This window comes from Paenibacillus sp. FSL K6-2441 (genome assembly GCF_037964765.1).
Classification (GTDB): Bacteria; Bacillota; Bacilli; order Paenibacillales; family Paenibacillaceae; genus Fontibacillus; species Fontibacillus phoenicis.
Window position 1 is genome coordinate 3,533,074 of record NZ_CP150174.1, and the last position, 20,450, is coordinate 3,553,523.

Here is a 20,450-nt window from a genome sequence, read left to right on the forward strand (position 1 = left end):
ACCCCTTTATAGATTAGTGGGCTTGGAGATCACCTGATCGATAATCCCGTAGGCCTTAGCCTCTTCCGCGCTCATGAAGAAGTCGCGGTCTGTATCGCGCTCGATTTTTTCAAGGGGTTGACCCGTCCGCTCTACATAGATCTGATTCAGCTTTTGTCTTGTCTTGATGATCCAATCGGCATGAATTTTAATATCCGTTGCCTGACCGCGAACGCCGCCAAGCGGTTGGTGAATCATCACTTCGCTGTTCGGAAGCGCATAACGTTTGCCAGGGGCCCCTGCTGTCAGCAGCAATGATCCCATGCTGGCCGCCATCCCGACACAGATGGTGGACACATCGGGCTTGATATATTGCATCGTATCATATATACCCATCCCCGCGGTAACGGAACCCCCCGGAGAATTGATGTACAGGTGAATATCTTTCTCAGGATCTTCAGCTGCCAAGAACAACAGTTGGGCAATCACGAGATTGGCAACTTCATCATCAATTGCGTTGCTGAGAAAAATAATGCGATCTTTAAGGAGTCTCGAATAGATGTCGTACGACCGTTCTCCTCGATTCGTTTGTTCTACGACCATAGGTACCAGACTCATGCGACCAACCTCTTTTCCTTTTCAATTTCCCTTGCGCTTACGTAAAACATTCTATCATGTTCGAAGCCCCGTGTCATTTTTCGCCCAGTACAGTTTATGTTCGTTTTTACACATTATATAACCTTAGGCTTGTCCCGTGCGCGATGGAAATAAATGTATCATCTGGAGATGAAAAATTAAGGCACGCATTTTATCATACGTGCCCCAACTTTTATCGTGATGTATACAAAGAAGCGGGATCTGGCTGGAGTGAATTATTCCTCGCCTTGGGCTTCTTCGGCTTCAGTTTTGTCAGCGTCTGCTTTCGCTTCGGCTTTGGTCGACTTCTTCGTCGATTTCTTAGCAGCCGGTTTAGCTTCTTTGGACTTTGCTTCCGCTTGCTCAGCCGGAACTTCCTTGCTGTTCTCCAGCAAGAACTGGATCGTCTTGCGGATCAGGATTTCCTCATTCAAGCTGCCCAAAGAACCGTTAGCTGCCAAAATGTTGCGGATTTCTTCCGGCGTACGTTTGTAAGCTTCCGCCATATCGTTCAGCTCTTTGTTGATTTCGTCTTGAGTGACTTCGATCTTCTCGGCTTTAGCGATGGCTTCAAGCACCAGGTTGTTGCGAACGCGTTTCTCAGCGTCCCCTTGCATTTGTCCTCTGAGGTCGTCCACTGTTTGACCGGAGAAGCCCAGGAACATATCCAGGTTCATGCCTTGTGCGCGAAGACGGTTGTCGAAGTCGCGAATCATGTTCTCAACTTCGCCTTTGATCATCGCTTCCGGAATTTCGACTTCAGCGTTCTCGCCGACTTTATCAACAATTGCCCCTTCGCGGGCTGCTTTTGCTTCTTGCTCTTTGCGAGCCGCAAGCTGTTTCTTCAAATCTTCTTTGAACTCGTCCAACGTGTCAAATTCGCTAACGTCTTTCGCGAACTCGTCGTCCAGTTCAGGCAGTTGTTTGCGTTTGATTTCGTGAACTTTGACTTTGAACACAGCTTCTTTGCCAGCCAGCTCTTCTGCATGGTACGTTTCCGGGAAAGTTACCGTAACGTCCTTGAAGTCGCCGGTAGCCAAGCCTACAACTTGATCCTCGAAGCCAGGGATAAACGTGTTGCTTCCAAGCTCCAGGGAATAACGTTCAGCTTTGCCGCCTTCGAAAGGCACGCCGTCTACGGAACCGTCAAAGTCGATAACAACGGTGTCGCCGTTCTTAGCCGGCTCATCGTCGATGACAACAAGCTCAGCATGGCGTTGTTGCAGACGCTCCAATTCATTGTTCAGCTCTTCGTCGCTGACTTCAACGTTAATGGCAGGAACTTCTACGCCTTTGTAGTCGCCAAGCTTCACTTCTGGTTTAACCGTGATTCTTGCTTTGAACTTGAAAGGTTGTCCTTTAGCAAATTGCTCGATGTCCACTTCAGGACGATCTACCGGGAAAATGTCCGTTTGATCAACCGCTTCAGTGTACACTTCAGGTAACAGGATGTCGATTGCATCTTGATACAAGCTTTCCACGCCAAAACGTGCTTCGAAAATCGGCCGAGGCACTTTACCTTTGCGGAAACCAGGTACGTTTACTTTCTTAACAACCTTTTGGAAAGCTTTATCCAGTGCGGCGGCTACGCGTTCCGCCTCCACCTCAACCTCGAGTACACCGAGGTTCTTCTCTATTTTTTCCCAAGTTGCTTTCATTTTATGCTTTCCCCTCCAAATTTCACATATACTTTAAATACTGAAACCGAATCGCGACTAAAACAGCTATTTTCAAGGTGTCTTGCTCTTGGGTTCCAGTATAGCTGTCTCTATGAACACGATCAGAATAACCATTATATTATAAACAACAATACATCTTTTTACAAGAGCCGGACCACAGTCAGGTATTGGGCAAATCCTATTTGCAAGGTTGATAGAGTGATCTTCTGCTGCACTCTCACCCAATGGTTACATGCCGTGGATTCGTCCCGACGCAACGAATTTGCCAATCGTTCGGCAGACTTGCTCATATCGCAGCCGCAGTCCATCGGTAATTCCGTACATGGCGCGAATCTCCTCATCCGTTTGGCTTCCGGACAAGCTATCTGCCACCATCTGATGCAGCGCCGCCGCCCAAATATCGATGATCGCATCTTCTTCGACCAGGAGCGAGCGGTAATCCGCCGTACCATATAGTACCATGACAAACTGTGACCATAATTCCTGAGCGAAATAGTAAAGGGTCGGATCATGCACCTGCGTCTGGTCGCCTACGCGATCAAGCACCATTTGCACGGCTGGCGGGAAATCCTCAGGCTTGAGCGGGACTGCCTCAATCTCCACTTCCACCCGCTCCCCTCCGCGCATGATCACCAGCGTCCCCGTCGTTCCGCGGCGGCGCAGCGTTTGCAGTACCCGATATTGAAGAAGCGGATGCATCTCCTCCCGGCTGATCCAGCCGATCAGCGCGTCATCGATCTCGGGACGATCCAGGTATGCAAGCTGTTCCAGGGCAAGGAACGTCTGCTCCGAGAGCGGCTTGTCCCTCACGGCAGCTAACAGCTTGTCCGTATAACCCGCATCTTCGGCTAGCTTGGCCTCCGCGAGCCGACGAGCGAGCATTTCCTCTGTTTCCTCATCTCCCTCGAAGCCCTGTGGTTCCGAATCCGATATGCCGTCTTTCAGCGCGGGAAATGCGCTGGTCAGCCACTCCAGTAAAGCCTGCCATTCCTCGTAATGCCTTGGATCCTCTCCCTGGCATTGAAGCAGAAATTGCAGGAGCTCTACGGCCTCCCCATATCTTTCGGTCTCCAGCATACGGGTCAGTTCGATCTGGTAATAGTCCAACGTTTTGGGAAACAAGACAATGTTGTCTTTCTCATCGGGTCGTGAACTGCTGATAAGGCTACCTCCTTTCTCCTCCGAATCGCAATTAATTGAGATTATAGCATAGTCCCTTGCGAAGGCAAAAACCTCTTGGGCCAAATCGTCGGATTAGAACGCGGATCAGATCGCGGCGATCGCCCTTTTCATCTGCGGCATGTCAATTTTTCTTTATAAGTTATTGCCCAACAACCTTACATGTGATATAATATATTTTGCTTGTGTTTTTCATATTTGAGATGTCCCAGTAGCTCAGCTGGATAGAGCAACGGCCTTCTAAGCCGTCGGTCGGGGGTTCGAATCCCTCCTGGGACGTGACGAAACACTCTCCAAACGGAGAGTGTTTTTGCGTTCCCAGGAGGGTGAGAACCCCGGTGGGGGTCGTCGGAGCGAGGCCGCCCATGCGAGTAGGGCCGATGTGACTGGGATATAGCAGCAACCGAATTCTATTCGAAATTTCATATATAATTCAGACCGAAACAGCCAATATCGCCAAATCTATTCGATTTTTCATATAGATTTCGGCCTTTCGACCTCTGATGGTCCAAATAAGCATGAAATTTCATATATAATCGCCCAAAAGTACCGTTACCCGTTGAATTCTATTCGATTTTTCGCATATATTTCGGACGACGGCGGACAAGGCGGACCACACGGCGGGCAAGGCAGACGACGGCGGACAAGGTGAACCATGGCCGACCATTGCGGACGACGACGCCCCCCTAGTTGCTACCCTACGCGCCGCTATAACCGTCCCACAACAGTTCCTCATACCAGTTCCTATACCGATTTCCCGCACCGAATCCCCTTACCGTTTCCGACACAAAGAAAGAGCCGCTTACCAGCTAGCTCCTTCCCCCATCATTCGGATACAACTTCTGAAGGTGCTCGACCGAATGCCGGATCAACTTACGCAGCACGTCCACATCGATGTCGGCGACTTTATTAATGTAAACACACCCTTTCCCTTGGGTATGCTTCCCGAAGGATTCCAGCAAAGCGCCTCGTCCCGGATCATCCGCGGCAAGATATAGGCTGATCTTCGCCTTCCGAGGCGAGAAGCCAACCAGCGGCGCATCCCCTTCGTGGCCGGAGGCGTATTTGTAGTGGTAGGAGCCAAAGCCGATGATGCTGGGGCCCCACATTTTGGCCGGATACCCCGTTGTCTCTGTAAAAATATCCAGTAACCGATAGGCATCCTCTCGCTTCTTGGCATCGGCCACCCCTTCAATGAACTCGATGACACTGTTGTCGTTTTCTTTGGTCTTCAACTCGTACATTCAGAAACCTCCCTCAAGAATCTCCGTATCCCGCCAATTCAAGTCCCACCGCAAGCCTGTCTCATTTTATTATTCCTTATCCTTAGCTTCCTCCACTCGATCCAGCCACTCGTTCACCAACGCGTTAAACGTGTCCTCCTGCTCAATCTGCAGGTTATGCCCGGCCCGGTCCATGACCGCAAGCGTACCGCACGGATACAGCTCTAAAAAGCGGAGCGCATCCGCATATCCCACCGACGTGTCCTGCCTGCCGAGCAGGAATAACGAAGGCGCGTCAAACTTCTCCCGATCGATCAGAAAAGAAAACCCATACCGTGCCCGAATCTTGTCCAAAAAAGCGGAATCTGCCATGCGACAGCCGGGAACGATCTCGTTTGCATACCTTCTCCAGGTGTGCCGATCCAAAACTGCGCTCATCGAGCAAAAATCATCATACTCCTCGGGAGACAGTTCATGAATCAACGCCGGATCCTCATAAATAACCGTATGGTCCGGCAGTTCCCGTTGATCTGGATCCGCCATGATCAAGGGGCAAATAAACACCACCCCCTCAACTCGTTCGGGACGACAGGCAATGATCCCTCTCGTCAAGTACCCGCCGTAGGACTCACCAACTACCGCAAACCGCGATTCCGGCACCAACCCATCGATCAACTCCAGCACCGCATCCAGCATCCCGTCCGTATTCTCAATACCCGCATAATTCTTCGACTTTCCCGTCCCCGGCAAATGGCAAATCAAGGTAAATCCTTCTCCACCCCGTGCGATTCTGAAATATCGGTTCCATGCAGCCGCTCATCAGGCGATGGTCAAGCGTAAACCCGTGAATCAGCACGATCGGCCGCATGATGCCCTCATCATAAAGAGAATATATGTTCTTGTCTAGACCTAAATTTACCACACCTTATTCTGGTCGCGCCTAGTCTTGCATCCATCTCATATACAACCTGGCATTAAACCCCGCCTGCTTCCGAAACCAGCGCTGCGGCTTCCGCCGAAACTCGGCATACCCCAATCGTTCATATAAACGAATCGCTGCGGTATTGGTATCAACAACCTCCAAAATATAATCGTCATAACCTAAACGAGATATCAGTTCGTTGTTCAGTTGGCTGGCAACCCCACGACCCCGTGCTTGCTTTGCCGTAGCAACCGCCTCGAAATAACATTGGCCCTCCGCCAAATGCAGCGGTTTTTCCAGCTCCCGACGGACAAGGAAATAAAACAAACTTCCCCGCAACCAGCCAAGTTCCCGCTGAAGCTCAGCCCGTTGAAACCGGAAAGCCCGCTTCTGCCCCGCGGAATACGCGAATATCCCCAGAACCTGCTCCCTTTCCAAGGCAACAAAAAACTGCTCTCTGACCAAAGCATGCACAATGGCTTTCGCCAGTTTGTCCCGTTCCGAAGTAAAGTATCGCAGCGAGTCGTAAAAGCCTTCCACAAAAATCTCCGCCGCCTGTATAAAAAGGTGAAACATGCACAGAACGGTCCTCAGGCGGATTCCCCCTCCTTCCCGCGACTTAAGCACAGAAACAGACCTCTCCAGGAAAAATAAAAAAACATCCGTTCCCCATCGAACGGATGCTCTGATAAACCGCCAACCGACAGCGGCTAAACATGATTAGAGTTGAAGACTTGCAATCGCCGCCTTCAAAATATCGCAGGATTGCGTAAATTTGCGCTGTTCCTCCCAGGTCAAGTTCAGTTCCAGCACTTCCTCGATCCCGCCGTCACCGATAATGGCAGGCACACCGGCACAAACTCCGGTCTGTCCATATTCCCCCTCCAGCACAACCGAAACGGCGATGATTTTGTGCTCGTCGTTTAAGATGGATCTCACGATATAAGCGAGCGCGTTCCCAATCCCAAACTGGGTGTTGCCCTTACGGGTAAAAATCTCCCATCCCGCATCTTTGGTTTTTTGCGCGATTTCGTCCAGCTTGACGTGGCGGAACCGCTCCTTATGCTGCTCCAAAATGTGCAGTAGCGGTTTCCCGCCGATCGTGACATGCGACCAGGCCACAAACTGCGAATCCCCGTGCTCTCCCATCGCATACCCGTTTACACTGCGCGGATCAACAGCAAATACCTCCGACAGCAGCGTTTTGAGCCGCGCCGAATCGATGGAGGTCCCAGTGCCGATCACCCGGTTCCGCGGGAATCCCGACACCTCGCGTACAATATAGGTCACGATGTCCACCGGATTGGCAGCGACGACAAACACGCCGTCAAATCCTCCATCCACGATGCGGCTGACGATATCCCGCGTAATCTTCTCCGCCTCGCCCAGCACATCCAGCCGCGTTTGCCCCGGCTTGGGATTCGCCCCTGCCGTCAGCACAACCACATCCATGTCGCGGCAGTCCTCCAGCCGGCCAGCATATACCTTCGTACGGGTTGGCGTAAAATCCATGCAATGCGACAAATCCAGCGCATGTGCCACCGCACGATCATACGTCCGGTCAATCATCATAATTTCTTCGCAGATCGATTGATTGATCATGGAATAAGCGCAAGCCGTACCGACCAGGCCGGAACCAACGATCGTTACCTTCCTCGCTTTTTTAGCCATTCTGCCGCCTCCTTCTCCTATCCATTCTCTATATCCGATGCCTAAATTATAACCGCAGACCGTATATTTGGTGCAACACACAAAAAAACTGCCGGGAATCCTCCCGACAGTTCATAACGATGGATTTAACTTTTCATCCGCGGGTCAAGCGCGTCACGCAAACCGTCGCCCATCAGGTTGAAGGCAAGTACGGTCAGCATGATCGAAATCCCCGGGAAAACTACAGTCCACGGAGCGGTGGCGATGAATTGACGCGAGTCAGACAGCATCTTGCCCCATTCCGGTGTAGGCGGCTGAGCACCTAAACCAAGGAAGCCCAGCGCAGCCGCTTCGATAATCGCCGTAGCGATTCCCAGCGTGCCTTGCACGATGATTGGCGTCAAGCTGTTTGGCAGGATGTGCCGCAGCAAAATCGCGCTGTTTTTCATCCCGATTGCCCGTGCTGCAGTGATATACTCTTCGTTCTTCAGGCTAAGCACCTTCGCCCGCACCAGCCGCCCATACGTTGGGATGTTGACGATGGCGATGGCAAGCAACGCGTTTTGCAGCGACGGACCAAGGATGGCCACGATCGCGATCGCCAGCAAAATGCTCGGGAACGCCAGCAAAATATCGAACAGGCGCGAAATCACCATATCGATCCATTTGCCGTAGAACCCTGCCAGAATGCCGAAGAGCGTCCCCAAAATGATTGATCCCACAACGGAGAACGTCCCCACCCATAAGGAGATTCGCGCCCCGTATAATACGCGGGTGAACAGGTCGCGTCCCAGATCGTCCGTCCCAAACCAATGCGATGAGGACGGCGGTTTTAAGCGGTCGCGCAAAACCTGCTTGTCAAATTCATAAGGAGCAATCACCGGGGCCAGCAAGGCGATCAGAATGAAAAACACGATCATGATCAGGCCGGCCATGGCGATTTTATTTTTGCGGAACGCTTTCCACGCATCGCGCCAAGGTCCGGAAACCTTCCCGGCCGGGACGGCGGTGCTGCGGTTTGTGCTTGCTGTAGTTGCCTCTGCCATGGTTTCCCTCCTTTACCGGTAACGGATGCGTGGATCGACCGCTGCGTACAGCAAATCCACGATCAGATTGATAATGACGAAAATAAAGGCGATAACCAGAATGCCGGATTGAATTACCGGATAATCACGCGAGCTGATCGCTTCGTAAATATACCGTCCCACACCAGGCCATGCGAAGATCGTTTCGGTCAAAACCGCACCGCCAAGCAATGCGCCAGTTTGCAGTCCGATGACCGTCAGCACGGGAATAAATGCATTTTTCAAGGCGTGTTTATAGATGACAATAAATTGCGACAACCCTTTGGCCTTGGCCGTGCGAACGAAATCGGAATTCATGACTTCCAGCATACTCGACCGCGTCATCCGGGCGATAATCGCCATCGGAATCGTACCCAGCGCGACACTTGGTAAAATCAAATGCCTGCACACCGTCCATAACTGATCCCAGCGGCCTGCGATCATGCTGTCGATCAGATACAGATTGGTGACCGCTTCAACCGGATCACGTTGGTTCATCCGCCCGATGGAAGGCAGCCAATGCAATTTAAGCGAGAAGATCCACTGCTCCATCAGCCCGAGCCAGAAGATTGGCATCGATACCCCAATCAACGCGATCAGCATGCAAATGTAATCGAACCACGAGTTTTGCTTCCAGGCGCTGATGATGCCGGCATTCACGCCAAAGAAGATCGCAAACGCCATGGCTGCCACGGTTAGTTCCGCCGTAGCCGCCAGATAGGGGGCAATCTCCTGGGCAATCGGTACTCTCGTGCGGATCGATTGCCCCAGGTCACCTTTCAACAAATCTCCCATGTACGTGAAATACTGCTGATACCACGGATTGTTCAGGCCCAGTTGCTCGCGGAGCGCTTCCTTGGACTGCTCCGTTGCCTTCTGCCCCAGAATCGTTTCCGCAGGATCACCGGGAATCGCATGGATAATGGAAAACACGATAATCGTCATGCCGACTAGGACAGGAACCATGATGAGTATTCTTTTCAAAATATAAGCTTTCAAGATGAGGTTCACCTGCCAGAGGCGTTAAGCTCCCGCCTGTTATTCGAAATAGATGTTGCTGTAATATTCCGTACCTGTCGGCGCCGGAACGTATCCTTTCAGATTCGCTCTTGCAGCCAGGAGCGGTGTCGTATGCACGAGCGGAATCCACGGAGCGTCGGCTTTGATGATTTCTTGCGCTTGTTTGTACAGTTCCTCACGTTTCGATTGGTCGGTTTCTTTTTGCGCAGCGACTAACAACTCATGCAGTTCGTCACTCGAATAGTACGTGTAGTTGTTGGACGGAATCGCGTCTTTGTCCAGCAGCGTGTACAGGAAGTTGTCTGGGTCGCCGTTGTCGCCGGTCCAACCGAGCATGAACAGATCGTCTTTTTCACCGGCTTGCGCATCGTCGAGATAAACGGCCCATTCCGGAGATTCGATTTTCACTTTTACGCCAACTTCTTCAAAGTTTTGCTGAATAACTTCGGCTACCTTCTTGCCATCTGGCATGTAAGGACGGGATACCGGCATGGCATAGAAGACATATTCGCCTGGCAGACCGTTCGGATAACCTGCTTCGGCCAGCAACGCTTTCGCTTTCTCTGGATCATACTCATAATCGGTAATGCTATCGTTGTAGCCCCACAGGGACGGCGGCATTGGGTTCTTAGCCGGTTCAGCTTGGCCTGCGAAGAAGGCATCGATGATCGCTTGCTTATCAACGGCATAGTTCAGCGCTTGTCTTACTTTCACGTTGTTAAACGGTTCTTTCTTCAGGTTGAAGCCGACATAACCTACGTTGTTGGAAGGACGCTCGATCTTTTGCAGATCCGGGTTCGCTTCCAAGGTCGCCAGATCGTCCGGGCTCAGGTCCTCCATCAAATCGATTTCACCGCTTTGCAGCGCGTTGAAACGAGCAGAGTTATCCGGGATAGAGCGAACGATCACTTTGTTCAGCTTCGGAAGCCCTTCTTTCCAGTAGTTCGGGTTCTTCTCTAACGTAATCGAGTCGTTGCGTTTCCACTCTTTGAATACGAATGGACCTGTACCTACCGGCTCGTTCTTGAAGTTTTCTTTCTTCTCCTTGATGGCCGTTGGGCTGGCGATCCCAAAGGAGGTCATGGCCAGGTTTTGCAAGAACGGCGCTTGCGGTTGGTTCAGTGTAAACTTAACCGTGTTCTCGTCGACCGCTTCTACTTCCTTGATAACGCGTTTGCCGTCTGGACCAAACATGGAATCATAGTAGTCAAAGGAGTCGCCTTCAAATTTGTATTCGCTGTTTGGATCAGACCAACGGGTGAAGTTGAATACAACCGCATCCGCATTAAAATCCGTACCATCATGGAACTTCACGCCTTGACGCAGCTTGAAGGTATAGGTCAAACCGTCGTCAGATACCGTCCAGCTCTCGGCCAACGAGCCTTGAACCTCGGTTGTTCCTTCTTTGTACTCCAGCAAGGAATCAAAGACTTGGTGGGCGATTTTCAAAGATTCACCGTCGGTTACGATGGCTGGGTCCAGAGAAGCGGAATCCCCGCCGCGGCCTACAACCAATGTATCTTGGGCCGAACCGGTCGGAGTGGTTGCCTCCGTATTCGTACCCGTATTCGTTCCGCCGGAATTGCTGCTGCCGGCATTGTTGCTGCCTCCGCACCCCGCCAAGGCGATGGCGGCGCTCAGCATCGTAACAAGAACAACACTACTCCATCTCTTTGCTTTCATTTTGTGGCTCCCTTCTGAATCCCAATATATAATTTCTTGTTTATAAAAAAGCTGGGCATAGTACCCAGACTATAAACCTTTAGAGGTAGTTCAAAACGTCATCTTTATGCCAAGCTCGCGCTTCCTGTGTTCTTCACTTCGGTGTACAGATGGCAAGCCGTCAAATGGCCCGCATCCGTCTCAGCCAGCTCAGGGCGGTGCGTCCGGCAAACGTCCATTGCCATCGGACACCGCGTATGAAACGCGCAGCCGACCGGCGCATTAGCCGGGCTGGGCACTTCGCCTTGCAGAATAATCCGCTCGGTCTTCTTGTCCGGATCCGGCTGCGGAACTGCGGAGAGCAACGCCTGGGTATACGGATGCTGAGGTGACGAGTACAGCTTGTGTTTGTCGGCAATCTCAACGATCCGGCCGAGGTACATAACCGCTACCCGGTCGCAGATATGCTTCACGACACTTAAATCGTGGGCGATAAAGATGTACGTCAACCCGAACTCCTCTTGCAGATCCTGAAGCAGGTTCACCACCTGCGACTGGATCGACACATCCAGCGCGGAAACCGGCTCGTCGGCGACAATCAGCTTTGGCTGGAGCGCCAATGCACGGGCGATCCCGATCCGCTGCCGCTGACCGCCGGAGAATTGGTGCGGATAACGCTGCAGATGGCTTTGCGTCAGACCAACGACATCGATCAACCGGTCGATCATCTGTTTACGTTCCTTGGCATTGCCCACGCCGTGAACGATCAGCGGTTCCTCCAGAATCCGCTGCACCGTATGGCGAGGATCCAACGAGGAGAAGGGATCCTGGAACACAATCTGCATATCCTTGCGTTTCCGGCGCAGCGCCTCTGGCGACAAAGCCGTGATGTCCTCCCCTTCAAAAATCACCTTGCCGCCGGTCGGCTCAATCAGCCGAAGCAGGGAACGACCAGTCGTGGATTTCCCGCAGCCGCTTTCCCCCACCAGTCCAAACGTTTCGCCCCGTCGCACGGTAAACGAGATGTCATCGACCGCTTTAACGAATTGCTGTGACTTGCCAAACCATCCGCTCCCGGTAGGGTAGTATTTTTTCAGATGTTTAACTTGCAGTAGGGGTTCACTCATACAACTTCCTCCTGTGGCGTTTCATGGAGCCAGCACCGGCAGCTATGCGCCGTTTCGTATTCCTTCAACTCAGGCAGCTGCTCCGAACAAATCGGCATCGCATGCGAACAGCGTTCGGCAAAGCGACAGCCTTTCATCCGGGTGTTCAGGATCGGCACGTTGCCTGGAATGGAGAACAGGCGCTTGCGGTCCTCGTCCATGCGCGGCACCGACTTGATCAGCCCTTGGGTGTAGGGATGCAGCGGATTTTTAAAAATATCCCGCACAGGGCCCTCCTCCACCACTTTGCCGGCATACATCACAGCTACCCGGTGGCACATCTCGGCAACGACCCCAAGGTCATGCGTGATCATCATTACGGCCGTACCGTTCTCCTCATTCAAGCGCCGGATCAAATCGAGGATCTGTGCCTGGATGGTCACGTCGAGTGCTGTAGTTGGTTCGTCAGCGATCAGCAACTCCGGATTACAGGAGATCGCCATCGCGATCATCACCCGTTGTCTCATCCCGCCGGAGAGTTGATGCGGATATTCATCGATGATGGCCTCCGGCCGAGGAATGCCGACCTTTTTCAGCATGTCGATGGTATGTTCCCGCGCTTGCTTCTTGCTGAGCCCCCGGTGCAGCCGAACCGTCTCCCCAATTTGTTGGCCGACGGTAAACAGCGGATTCAGCGACGTCATCGGCTCCTGAAAAATCATGGAAATCGAGTTCCCGCGAATCGCTCGCATTTCCCGCTCCTTCATCGGAACAATGTCCTTCCCCTTAAACTCGATCGACCCTCCCGTAATTTTGCCAGGCGGCTGAGGGATCAGCTTCAAGATCGACAAGGAGGTAACGCTTTTGCCGCAGCCGGATTCGCCAACGACGCCAAGCACCTCGCCGGGATTCACATACAGGTTCACGCCGTCCACCGCAGGGATTTCGCCTCGGTCGGTAAAAAAGTGGGTGTGCAAATCCTTAATCTGCAAAATGGGTTGAATCATGTTTACAGCCTCTTTTCCCGTAAAAATGGAATCTCGCAATTCGACAATGTCCGTCAGTAATAGACAAATGTACAATCGATCTGTCGTGCTGTAATTTCCTAAAGCGTAAAGATGCAGCAGTGCCCTCTATCTCTATGTTAGTTGCGGCACTCGACCTTCGAATTGTCTCTACAACGCGGACGAATGTACATTCTCGCTTCCGCACAGCAATCAGGTAAAGCAGAAGCCTAAGCAGAAGGGGTCAATGAAGCGATATACGGTAAATCACAATTACTCTGCCGTAATTTCGCTAAAAGTGACGATTTATCGAACTATGGTCAATTGGAGTGTTAAGTTAACTGACATAAATTAATGGCTTATTTGATAAGCTACTTTACAGCATTTTCACAGAATAGACAATAGAAAATTTCAGAATGTCATGTCTATGACAGCTATTTAGCAGGTAATTCATAAAATTTGAGATTATCGGAACATTTAAGGTAGAATGGAAGTAAACGTTATCAAAATATGTGAGAGGTGATGGTGATGAGTTTCACGTTAACTTTGGGAAGTCCGGCACCAAACTTTAACCTGCCGGCTACGGATGGCCAGACCTACTCTTTGGAATCTTTTGCTTTGGCCAAGGTGCTCGTCGTGTTTTTTACTTGCAATCACTGTCCTTATGTGCTTGGCTCCGATGAAGTCACCCGGCAAACGGCGGAGAAGTTCAAGGATCGGGGAGTCGTATTTGTAGGGATTAACTCGAACAGCGAAAACACCCATCCGGAAGATTCTTTCGAGCACATGGTCAAACGGATGGAGCAGCATCGATTCCCTTGGGTGTATTTGCGGGATAAGGAACAAACGGCAGCGAAAGACTATGGTGCGCTGCGCACGCCGCATTTCTTCGTCTTTGATGCCGACCGCAAGCTCGTCTATACGGGACGCGGCGTTGATAACCCGCGCGACACGAGCAAAATGACGGTTAACGATCTGGATCGGGTGTTGGAGGAGCTCACCACCGGGCGCGAAATTTCGATTCCGCTAACGAATCCGATCGGCTGCAATGTGAAATGGGAAGGGCAGGACGCTCACTGGATGCCAGCGGACGCCTGCGATTTGGTGTAAGCCGATGAGCCGCCTTTACGATTTTGAAGTCCGTACGATTACGGGTGAAACCACGACGCTCGCGCCATATCGGGGACAAGTGCTGCTCATCGTCAATACCGCCAGTGCATGCGGGTTGACACCGCATTATGCGGGGCTGCAGCAACTGTACAGCAAGTACAAGGACCAAGGCTTCTCCGTTCTTGGGTTCCCCTGCAATCAATTCGCCGAGCAAGAGCCTGGGACGGAAGCAGAGATTAAGGCTTTCTGTGAAACGAATTATCAAGTCACTTTTCCGCTCTTCGCCAAAATCGACGTAAACGGGGAGCACGCCCACCCGTTATACCGTTATCTGCGGGAGCATACGCCAGAACCTTACGATACGGGGGATATCGAATGGAACTTCGTGAAGTTCCTTGTTGGGCGAGACGGCGAGATCGTCAAGCGGTATGCGGCTCGCACCGAACCCGCTGAGATTGAGCCGGACCTTCAAGCGCTGCTGTCTAGTTCGGCGGCAGGCCGTTAATCTCAAGCCCTAACGCCCATACCGCCAAAGCCGCCGGAAACTTAATACTCCGGCGGTTTTTTACGCAGTCTCTCCGCATAAAAAAACTTCGTTCTAATCGACAATTTTCGCTATAATCTTATTTATGCTAACCACTAGAAGAACTGAGCCTTTTCGTTATTCTCTGAATCCACCGATCGCCGCCATCGCTCGAAATCCTGTCGATCGACGGGCAGGCGCTGCCCTTGAAACCTGCGCAGATCGTGAGAGGGATGGCTGCATCCGAAGCATCATCGTAAAGTAAATCGAAACGCCCCGACCGGTAATTAATGGCGGGGCTTGATTCTTGTCTGCATTGGCGTTATAATATTTCTTGCTTAGCTCTTGCGGGTGTAGTTCAATGGTAGAACGCCAGCTTCCCAAGCTTGAGGCGAGGGTTCGATTCCCTTCACCCGCTCCATAACCTTTTTTTAACCTCTAGCCCTTTGATTAACAAAGGGTTTTTTTGATTTTATCTGGAAGATGCGGATCTTACCACATTTGGGGGCGAGTTCTTTATTTGACTTCCCCTGAGCCAGGGTCGAGATGAATTAACTGGAAAACTTACCGTTAATATTTGATTTTTTCTCACGTGCAAGCTACTAACTGGAAATTCTACTGTTATTTTTGCTGATTTCCCGCTCAGGGGCATTTTTGAACAAAATTAACAGTAGGATTTACCTCTAATTCTTCGGTTTTGTCCAAAAACGGCCAAAATAGCGGTAGAAAATCCAGTTAGTTGATTGTGGGGGTTCTCACCCAACCCGGGACTATAGCAAAAAGAGCACCCCAAAGGGTGCTCTTTCGTCACGTCCCAGGAGGGATACTCTCGCTTCGCTCGAGACTCCGCTCCTCCGCCCGCTTGCGCGGGCGGTCTCGCTCCGACGAACCCCACCGGGGGTTCTCGCCCAACCTGGGACTATAGCAAAAAGAGCACCCCAAAGGGTGCTCTTTCGTCACGTCCCAGGAGGGATTCGAACCCCCGACCGACGGCTTAGAAGGCCGTTGCTCTATCCAGCTGAGCTACTGGGACACGTCGTTATAGAAAAAGGATGCGTTAATTATTATAGCGCATCCTTTTTGTTTTTCAAAGCGTTTTTGGCATAAATTTGGTGATTCCTCCCTCAATGGGGCAACTGCTCCAATCGGGCGACGATCTGCTCATTCGCGAGCAGATTCTGCAGGAACTCCTTCCGCTGAGCTTCCGGCTCCGGCCAGCCCCGATCCCCAAACCGCTCCTCCGCCACCTCAGAGAACGCCTGATGCAGATTATTATCGTACCAGTCGATCTCCAAGTTCGCCTCGCTGCGGATCATCCGGATGATTTCATACCCTTTCCCGTCCGCAGCACGCGCCACATATACAAAAAGCTCGGGGTCTCCCACCGCGCCCGGATACACCTGGATCACGGCACAGGGTCGCCCTTGGTGCTCATCCATCCGCCGATATTCCGCGTCCTTGATATAATACGTCACAGGCGTCGCTCCTTTCCGATGGACATCCAAACAGCTACAGCTGTGCTGCAAAACCGGAGCGCTCCATTTGCGCCCGCGTTTCCGCCGTGCCCAGCCGGTAAATTTCACGATACAACGCGTTCAGATAACTTTCGTAGCTGCGGTTGACCTCATCTTCCGGCGTATCCGGCCAAGGATAGGTAAAAGCCAAAAACCCGTTCTCCTCCTTCTCCCCTAAATGCTCGAGCATATGACTCAGGTGATCCGCCTCCTCCCGGGTGGCTTGAATCTCCCACTCGTACGCTGCAGCGCCGGGATCCTCAAGGAGCGATCGCCCTTGAACCGAAACGTAATAAGTCCTTTTTTCCATGGTTAACCCTCCTTCTTATGCCTTGCTTCACCTCGCGCTATACTGCCTCCACGCCATAGTTTTCCATAATGGACAGACATTTTATGCCCTCGTTCGGCATAATTTGTTAATACTTTTCACCCGGTCGGCAAGCGGGGACTGTAAAGCAATGCGGAGAGGAGATAGCAAAAATGTGCGGAATAACCGGCTTTATCGAATGGAACCGGGACTTGACGAAAGAATCGGATCTGGTGTTATCCATGACATCCTGTCTGGAAAACCGGGGACCGGATGCCCAGGGAACTTGGATTTCCGGCCCGTGTGCTTTCGGACATCGTCGCCTCAGCGTCATGGACCCCGAGAACGGGGCACAGCCGATGATTATCCATGAGGAAGACGCGGTATTTACGATTGTATATAATGGGGAAATTTATAACGCGCTGGAGCTGAAAGCGGAGCTGCAGCGGAGAGGCCGAACGTTCCGTACCAACTGTGATACGGAGGTGTTGCTGCAATCGTATATCGAGTGGGGACCGGATTGCGTCTACCGGCTGAACGGAATTTTTGCGTTCGCCATTTGGGACAGCGTTCGGGAGCATGTCTTTTTTGCCCGAGATCGTCTCGGGGTAAAACCGTTATTCTACAGCGAAATTGACGGCACCCTGATCTTTGGTTCCGAGCCGAAGGCGATTTTGCGGCATCCGAAGGTTGAGCCCGTCGTAGGGCCTGAAGGCCTTGCCGAAATTTTCGTCATCGGTCCGGCGCGGACGCCCGGCCATAGCGTGTACAAGGATCTGAAGGAGCTGCGTCCGGGCCACGTCTTGATCTTCAACCGCAATGGACTGCGAAAATACGCCTACTGGAAGCTGGAAGCCGAGCCCCATACGGACAATGTAGAGAAAACCGCCGCAACGATTCGCCAGCTGCTGCAGGACACGATGGAACGCCAGCTCATTTCCGACGTGCCGGTGTGCACCTTGCTGTCCGGAGGTCTGGACTCCAGCGCACTGACCGCGCTGGCCGTCGATTATTACAAGCGGACCGGCCAAGGTCAAGTCAATACGTATTCGATCGATTACGTCGACAACGACAAGCATTTCCAGGCCCACAGCTATCAGCCTGGCGCGGACGGCCCGTGGATCCAGCGGATGGTCGAGGAGCTGCAGACCGCCCATCACGCGATCAAGTTTGATACGCCTGAGCTGATTGCGGCGCTGCCCGACTCGACGATTGCCCGCGATTTGCCGGGCATGGCGGATGTGGACGCCTCGCTGTTGCTTTTTTGTAGGGAGATTAAAAAAGGGGCCACCGTCGCCATCTCCGGCGAAGCTGCGGACGAAGTCTTTGGCGGCTACCCGTGGTTCCACCGCGAGGAGCTGCTGAATTCGGGAACGTTCCCTTGGTCTGTGGCGACCGGGCTGCGCGCAGATCTGTTGTCGCCGGAAATCCGCGAATGGATCAAGCCGGAGCAGTATATCGCCGATCGATACAGCGAAGCGGTCGCGGAGACACCGAAGCTGGAAGGGGAGAAAGGCGAGCGGGCTCGGATGCGGGTCATGTCGTACCTGAACATCACGCGGTTCATGCCAACGCTGCTGGACCGCAAAGACCGCATGAGTATGGCTGCAGGATTGGAAGTCCGCGTGCCTTATTGCGATCACCGACTGGTGCAGTATGTCTGGAATATTCCGTGGGAGATCAAAACGACCGGGAACCGGGAAAAAGGGATTTTGCGCAAAGCGCTGGAAGGCATCCTGCCTGAAGACGTACTTTACCGCAAAAAAAGCCCCTACCCCAAAACGCATAACCCGAACTACCTGACTGCCGTGCGGGATCAAATGCTGAAGATTCTCGACGACCCGACCTCGCCGATCTTGCCGCTGATTAATGCGGACAAAATTCGCGCCATCGCCGCGTCCAAGGAATCGTCCTCCAACCTGCCATGGTTCGGCCAGCTGATGAGCGGTCCGCAGCTGTTTGCGTATTTGTCGCAGGTGAACTTCTGGCTGAGCACCTACAACGTGAAAATTCGTTAATTGAAGCGCAAAAAGCAAGCCGGGAACCTTACCCAGGTCCCTGACTTGCTTTTTTTGATGTCGCTTATAGTGGGTTGCGAAAAAATAACTGGAAAACCTGCCGTTAATTTTACCGGTTCGGGTGCTTTAACAGGCATTAACGGTATTTCCTGACGTTAATTTCGGGCATTTGGGCCGTTTCCGGCCTTTAGGGCAAAATTAACTGTAGGTTTTACCGTTAATTGGTGCAACGAGCCAAAAAGTCGAAAATTAACAGGAGGATTTACCGTTAATTTCCCGCAAGCAAGCGGCTATGCGCCAAGCCGCACGGGCTGCACGGGCTGCACGGCCTCCTCGGGCCTCACGTGCTGCACGGTCACACGGCCCTCGCCTACTTCCCCGCAGCCGCCCCGCTCAGCTTGTCCGCCAACGCCCGCAGCGCCGCGCCGCGATGGCTGACGGCCTGCTTCTCCTCCAGCGTCAGCTCGGCCATGGTCTTCTCGTACGCCGGCAGATAAAACAGCGGGTCATACCCAAACCCGCCGCCGCCCGCCGGCTCGGAGGTGATCCAGCCTTCGACTTCGCCGGAGGCTTCGATAAACTGCCCATTGGCCGGGTCGTACAAGGCCAGGTGGCAGACAAACCGCGCCGTGCTCAGCAGCGGCTGCTCCGTATCCTCGCCCAGCCGCCGCTTCTCGAGCTCGGCGAGCAGCTTCTCGTTGTTGTCCTCGTCGCTGGCGCCTTCCCCGGCATATCGGGCCGAATAAACGCCCGGCGCACCGTCCAATTGGTCGACGCAAAGGCCCGAATCGTCGGCCAGCACAGGGCGGCCTAGCGCGTCGCCGACCGTTTTGGCCTTCTTACGGGCGTTCTCGGCGAACGTCGTCCCGTCTTCCACCACCTCCGGGGCATCCGGGTAATCGGCCAAGCTCCGAACCTCTTTGCCCAGCGGCGCCAAGGCATGCGCGAATTCCCGCACTTTCCCGGCATTACGGGTCGCCACGATAATCTCCGTTCCTTCGATCATGCTTACACCACCGATCGGGACTGCCCGCTTCCGATCAGCAGCGCAATCGGCCCGAGCGCCTCACGCTGCTGCTCGATCATCTCCCGAATCCCTTTCTCGGCGAGCTCCAGCATATGATCCAACTCCGCCCGGGAGAACGGGTTCTCTTCCCCGGTACCTTGAACCTCAACAAACTGGCCGTTGCCGGTCATCACCACGTTCATGTCGACCTTCGCTTTGGAATCCTCCTCATAGTTGAGATCCAACAACGTGTCCTCCCCAACGATCCCTACGCTGACGGATGCGAGAAAGTCCGTGATCGGAAACTTCGGCAGCGCGTGCTTCTGAGCGATCTTGTGCATCGCCAGCGCCAACGCCACGAACGCCCCGGTAATCGACGTGGTCCGCGTTCCGCCATCTGCCTGCAGTACGTCGCAATCGATCGTGATAGAGCGCTCACCCAGCGCCTGCAGATCCACGACCGAACGCAGCGCGCGGGCGATGAGCCGCTGGATTTCCATCGTACGGCCGCTCAGCTTCCCACGGGCCGATTCCCGCTGATTCCGCGTTTGAGTTGCGCGAGGGAGCATCGAATACTCCGCCGTCACCCAGCCTTTGCCCTGACCTTTCATAAACATCGGGACCTTCTCTTCAACCGTGGCGGTACACAGCACCTTCGTATCGCCCACCTCGATGTAGACAGACCCTTCTGCGTATTTATTAACATTGACGGTTAAATTCATCGGCCGGCGCTCGTCCGCCTGGCGTCCGTTGCTTCTCATCTTTACTGCCTCCTACGTGTTCTTGCTGTCAATATGCTTTCCCTATTCTACCAAAGTGTGGTCATAAAAGCACCTTTCCATTCGGCC

The 20,450-nt window shown here is 52.9% G+C and carries 19 protein-coding genes and 3 tRNA genes; 5 read left to right on the plus strand and 17 right to left on the minus strand.

Features of this window, described 5'->3' with window-relative positions; genetic code table 11:
- Window positions 1-6: 6 nt before the first annotated feature.
- The 3 genes from clpP to NSQ80_RS16230 all read right to left on the minus strand — a co-directional run bounded on the left by clpP (window position 7) and on the right by NSQ80_RS16230 (window position 3,371).
- On the minus strand, window positions 7-597 hold the full coding sequence (clpP, locus tag NSQ80_RS16220) for an ATP-dependent Clp endopeptidase proteolytic subunit ClpP (protein WP_009225147.1): 591 nt from the start codon (window positions 595-597) through the stop codon (window positions 7-9).
- Window positions 598-851: 254 nt separating this feature from the next.
- A complete protein-coding gene (tig, locus tag NSQ80_RS16225) occupies window positions 852-2,273 on the minus strand; it encodes a trigger factor (protein ID WP_009225146.1) in 1,422 nt (473 codons plus the stop codon).
- Window positions 2,274-2,522: 249 nt separating this feature from the next.
- Complete coding sequence (locus NSQ80_RS16230) at window positions 2,523-3,371, minus strand: hypothetical protein (RefSeq protein ID WP_232282288.1); 849 nt, start codon at window positions 3,369-3,371, stop codon at window positions 2,523-2,525.
- Between the two features lie 307 nt (window positions 3,372-3,678).
- On the opposite strand from NSQ80_RS16230, the gene NSQ80_RS16235 reads away from it, so the two are divergent.
- Window positions 3,679-3,752, plus strand: a tRNA-Arg gene (locus tag NSQ80_RS16235).
- A 530-nt stretch (window positions 3,753-4,282) separates the two neighbouring features.
- Here the strand turns inward: NSQ80_RS16235 and NSQ80_RS16240 are convergent.
- The 9 genes from NSQ80_RS16240 to NSQ80_RS16280 all read right to left on the minus strand — a co-directional run bounded on the left by NSQ80_RS16240 (window position 4,283) and on the right by NSQ80_RS16280 (window position 13,127).
- Window positions 4,283-4,717 carry a DUF1801 domain-containing protein gene (locus NSQ80_RS16240; RefSeq protein WP_009225144.1) on the minus strand — a complete coding sequence of 145 codons (435 nt, stop codon included), beginning with the start codon at window positions 4,715-4,717 and terminating at the stop codon, window positions 4,283-4,285.
- 69 nt (window positions 4,718-4,786) lie between these two features.
- Window positions 4,787-5,458 (minus strand): alpha/beta hydrolase, encoded by a 672-nt coding sequence (locus NSQ80_RS16245; RefSeq protein WP_339299890.1) that lies wholly within the window; start codon window positions 5,456-5,458, stop codon window positions 4,787-4,789.
- Window positions 5,459-5,636: 178 nt separating this feature from the next.
- Window positions 5,637-6,194: a GNAT family N-acetyltransferase gene (locus NSQ80_RS16250; protein WP_339299892.1), complete on the minus strand. Its 558-nt coding sequence runs from the start codon at window positions 6,192-6,194 to the stop codon at window positions 5,637-5,639.
- A gap of 144 nt (window positions 6,195-6,338) precedes the next feature.
- Window positions 6,339-7,289 (minus strand): L-lactate dehydrogenase, encoded by a 951-nt coding sequence (locus NSQ80_RS16255; protein ID WP_323077487.1) that lies wholly within the window; start codon window positions 7,287-7,289, stop codon window positions 6,339-6,341.
- Between the two features lie 125 nt (window positions 7,290-7,414).
- Window positions 7,415-8,314: a nickel transporter permease gene (gene nikC, locus NSQ80_RS16260; RefSeq protein WP_260070332.1), complete on the minus strand. Its 900-nt coding sequence runs from the start codon at window positions 8,312-8,314 to the stop codon at window positions 7,415-7,417.
- A 12-nt stretch (window positions 8,315-8,326) separates the two neighbouring features.
- A complete protein-coding gene (locus NSQ80_RS16265; protein ID WP_009225139.1) occupies window positions 8,327-9,331 on the minus strand; it encodes an ABC transporter permease in 1,005 nt (334 codons plus the stop codon).
- Between the two features lie 39 nt (window positions 9,332-9,370).
- Window positions 9,371-11,035: an ABC transporter substrate-binding protein gene (locus NSQ80_RS16270; protein ID WP_339299896.1), complete on the minus strand. Its 1,665-nt coding sequence runs from the start codon at window positions 11,033-11,035 to the stop codon at window positions 9,371-9,373.
- A 104-nt stretch (window positions 11,036-11,139) separates the two neighbouring features.
- Window positions 11,140-12,141: a dipeptide ABC transporter ATP-binding protein gene (locus NSQ80_RS16275; protein ID WP_339299898.1), complete on the minus strand. Its 1,002-nt coding sequence runs from the start codon at window positions 12,139-12,141 to the stop codon at window positions 11,140-11,142.
- The gene (locus NSQ80_RS16280; RefSeq protein ID WP_028539362.1) at window positions 12,138-13,127 is read right to left on the minus strand and encodes an ABC transporter ATP-binding protein; all 990 of its coding nucleotides are present in this window, start codon (window positions 13,125-13,127) and stop codon (window positions 12,138-12,140) included. Before NSQ80_RS16280 ends, NSQ80_RS16275 begins: the two co-directional genes overlap by 4 nt.
- Before the next feature lie 525 nt (window positions 13,128-13,652).
- Between NSQ80_RS16280 and NSQ80_RS16285 the strand changes: the two genes are divergently transcribed.
- The 3 genes from NSQ80_RS16285 (at window position 13,653) to NSQ80_RS16295 (ending at window position 15,178) form a co-directional block, all read left to right on the plus strand.
- Window positions 13,653-14,234: a thioredoxin family protein gene (locus NSQ80_RS16285; RefSeq protein WP_036645157.1), complete on the plus strand. Its 582-nt coding sequence runs from the start codon at window positions 13,653-13,655 to the stop codon at window positions 14,232-14,234.
- Between the two features lie 4 nt (window positions 14,235-14,238).
- Window positions 14,239-14,739, plus strand: coding sequence for a glutathione peroxidase (locus NSQ80_RS16290; RefSeq protein ID WP_009225134.1), 501 nt, complete (start codon window positions 14,239-14,241; stop codon window positions 14,737-14,739).
- Window positions 14,740-15,104: 365 nt separating this feature from the next.
- A tRNA-Gly gene (locus NSQ80_RS16295) sits at window positions 15,105-15,178 on the plus strand.
- A 538-nt stretch (window positions 15,179-15,716) separates the two neighbouring features.
- On the opposite strand, the gene NSQ80_RS16300 is transcribed toward NSQ80_RS16295, so the two are convergent.
- The 3 genes from NSQ80_RS16300 to NSQ80_RS16310 form a co-directional block, all read right to left on the minus strand.
- Window positions 15,717-15,790 (minus strand) — tRNA-Arg (locus NSQ80_RS16300).
- A 91-nt stretch (window positions 15,791-15,881) separates the two neighbouring features.
- Complete coding sequence (locus tag NSQ80_RS16305; RefSeq protein WP_232282284.1) at window positions 15,882-16,232, minus strand: hypothetical protein; 351 nt, start codon at window positions 16,230-16,232, stop codon at window positions 15,882-15,884.
- A gap of 34 nt (window positions 16,233-16,266) precedes the next feature.
- Entirely contained in the window at window positions 16,267-16,581 is a 315-nt protein-coding gene (locus tag NSQ80_RS16310; protein WP_339299902.1) for a hypothetical protein, read from the minus strand.
- A 170-nt stretch (window positions 16,582-16,751) separates the two neighbouring features.
- Here NSQ80_RS16310 and asnB point away from each other — a divergent pair, with 170 nt between their 5' ends.
- Window positions 16,752-18,596, plus strand: a complete 1,845-nt coding sequence (asnB, locus tag NSQ80_RS16315; protein ID WP_339299904.1) for an asparagine synthase (glutamine-hydrolyzing) — start codon at window positions 16,752-16,754, stop codon at window positions 18,594-18,596.
- 370 nt (window positions 18,597-18,966) lie between these two features.
- Here the strand turns inward: asnB and NSQ80_RS16320 are convergent, their stop codons facing one another.
- Both NSQ80_RS16320 and rph read right to left on the minus strand, forming a co-directional pair.
- A complete protein-coding gene (locus NSQ80_RS16320; protein ID WP_009225130.1) occupies window positions 18,967-19,602 on the minus strand; it encodes an XTP/dITP diphosphatase in 636 nt (211 codons plus the stop codon).
- A 2-nt stretch (window positions 19,603-19,604) separates the two neighbouring features.
- The gene (gene rph / locus NSQ80_RS16325; protein ID WP_323077496.1) at window positions 19,605-20,363 is read right to left on the minus strand and encodes a ribonuclease PH; all 759 of its coding nucleotides are present in this window, start codon (window positions 20,361-20,363) and stop codon (window positions 19,605-19,607) included.
- Window positions 20,364-20,450: the final 87 nt, after the last annotated feature.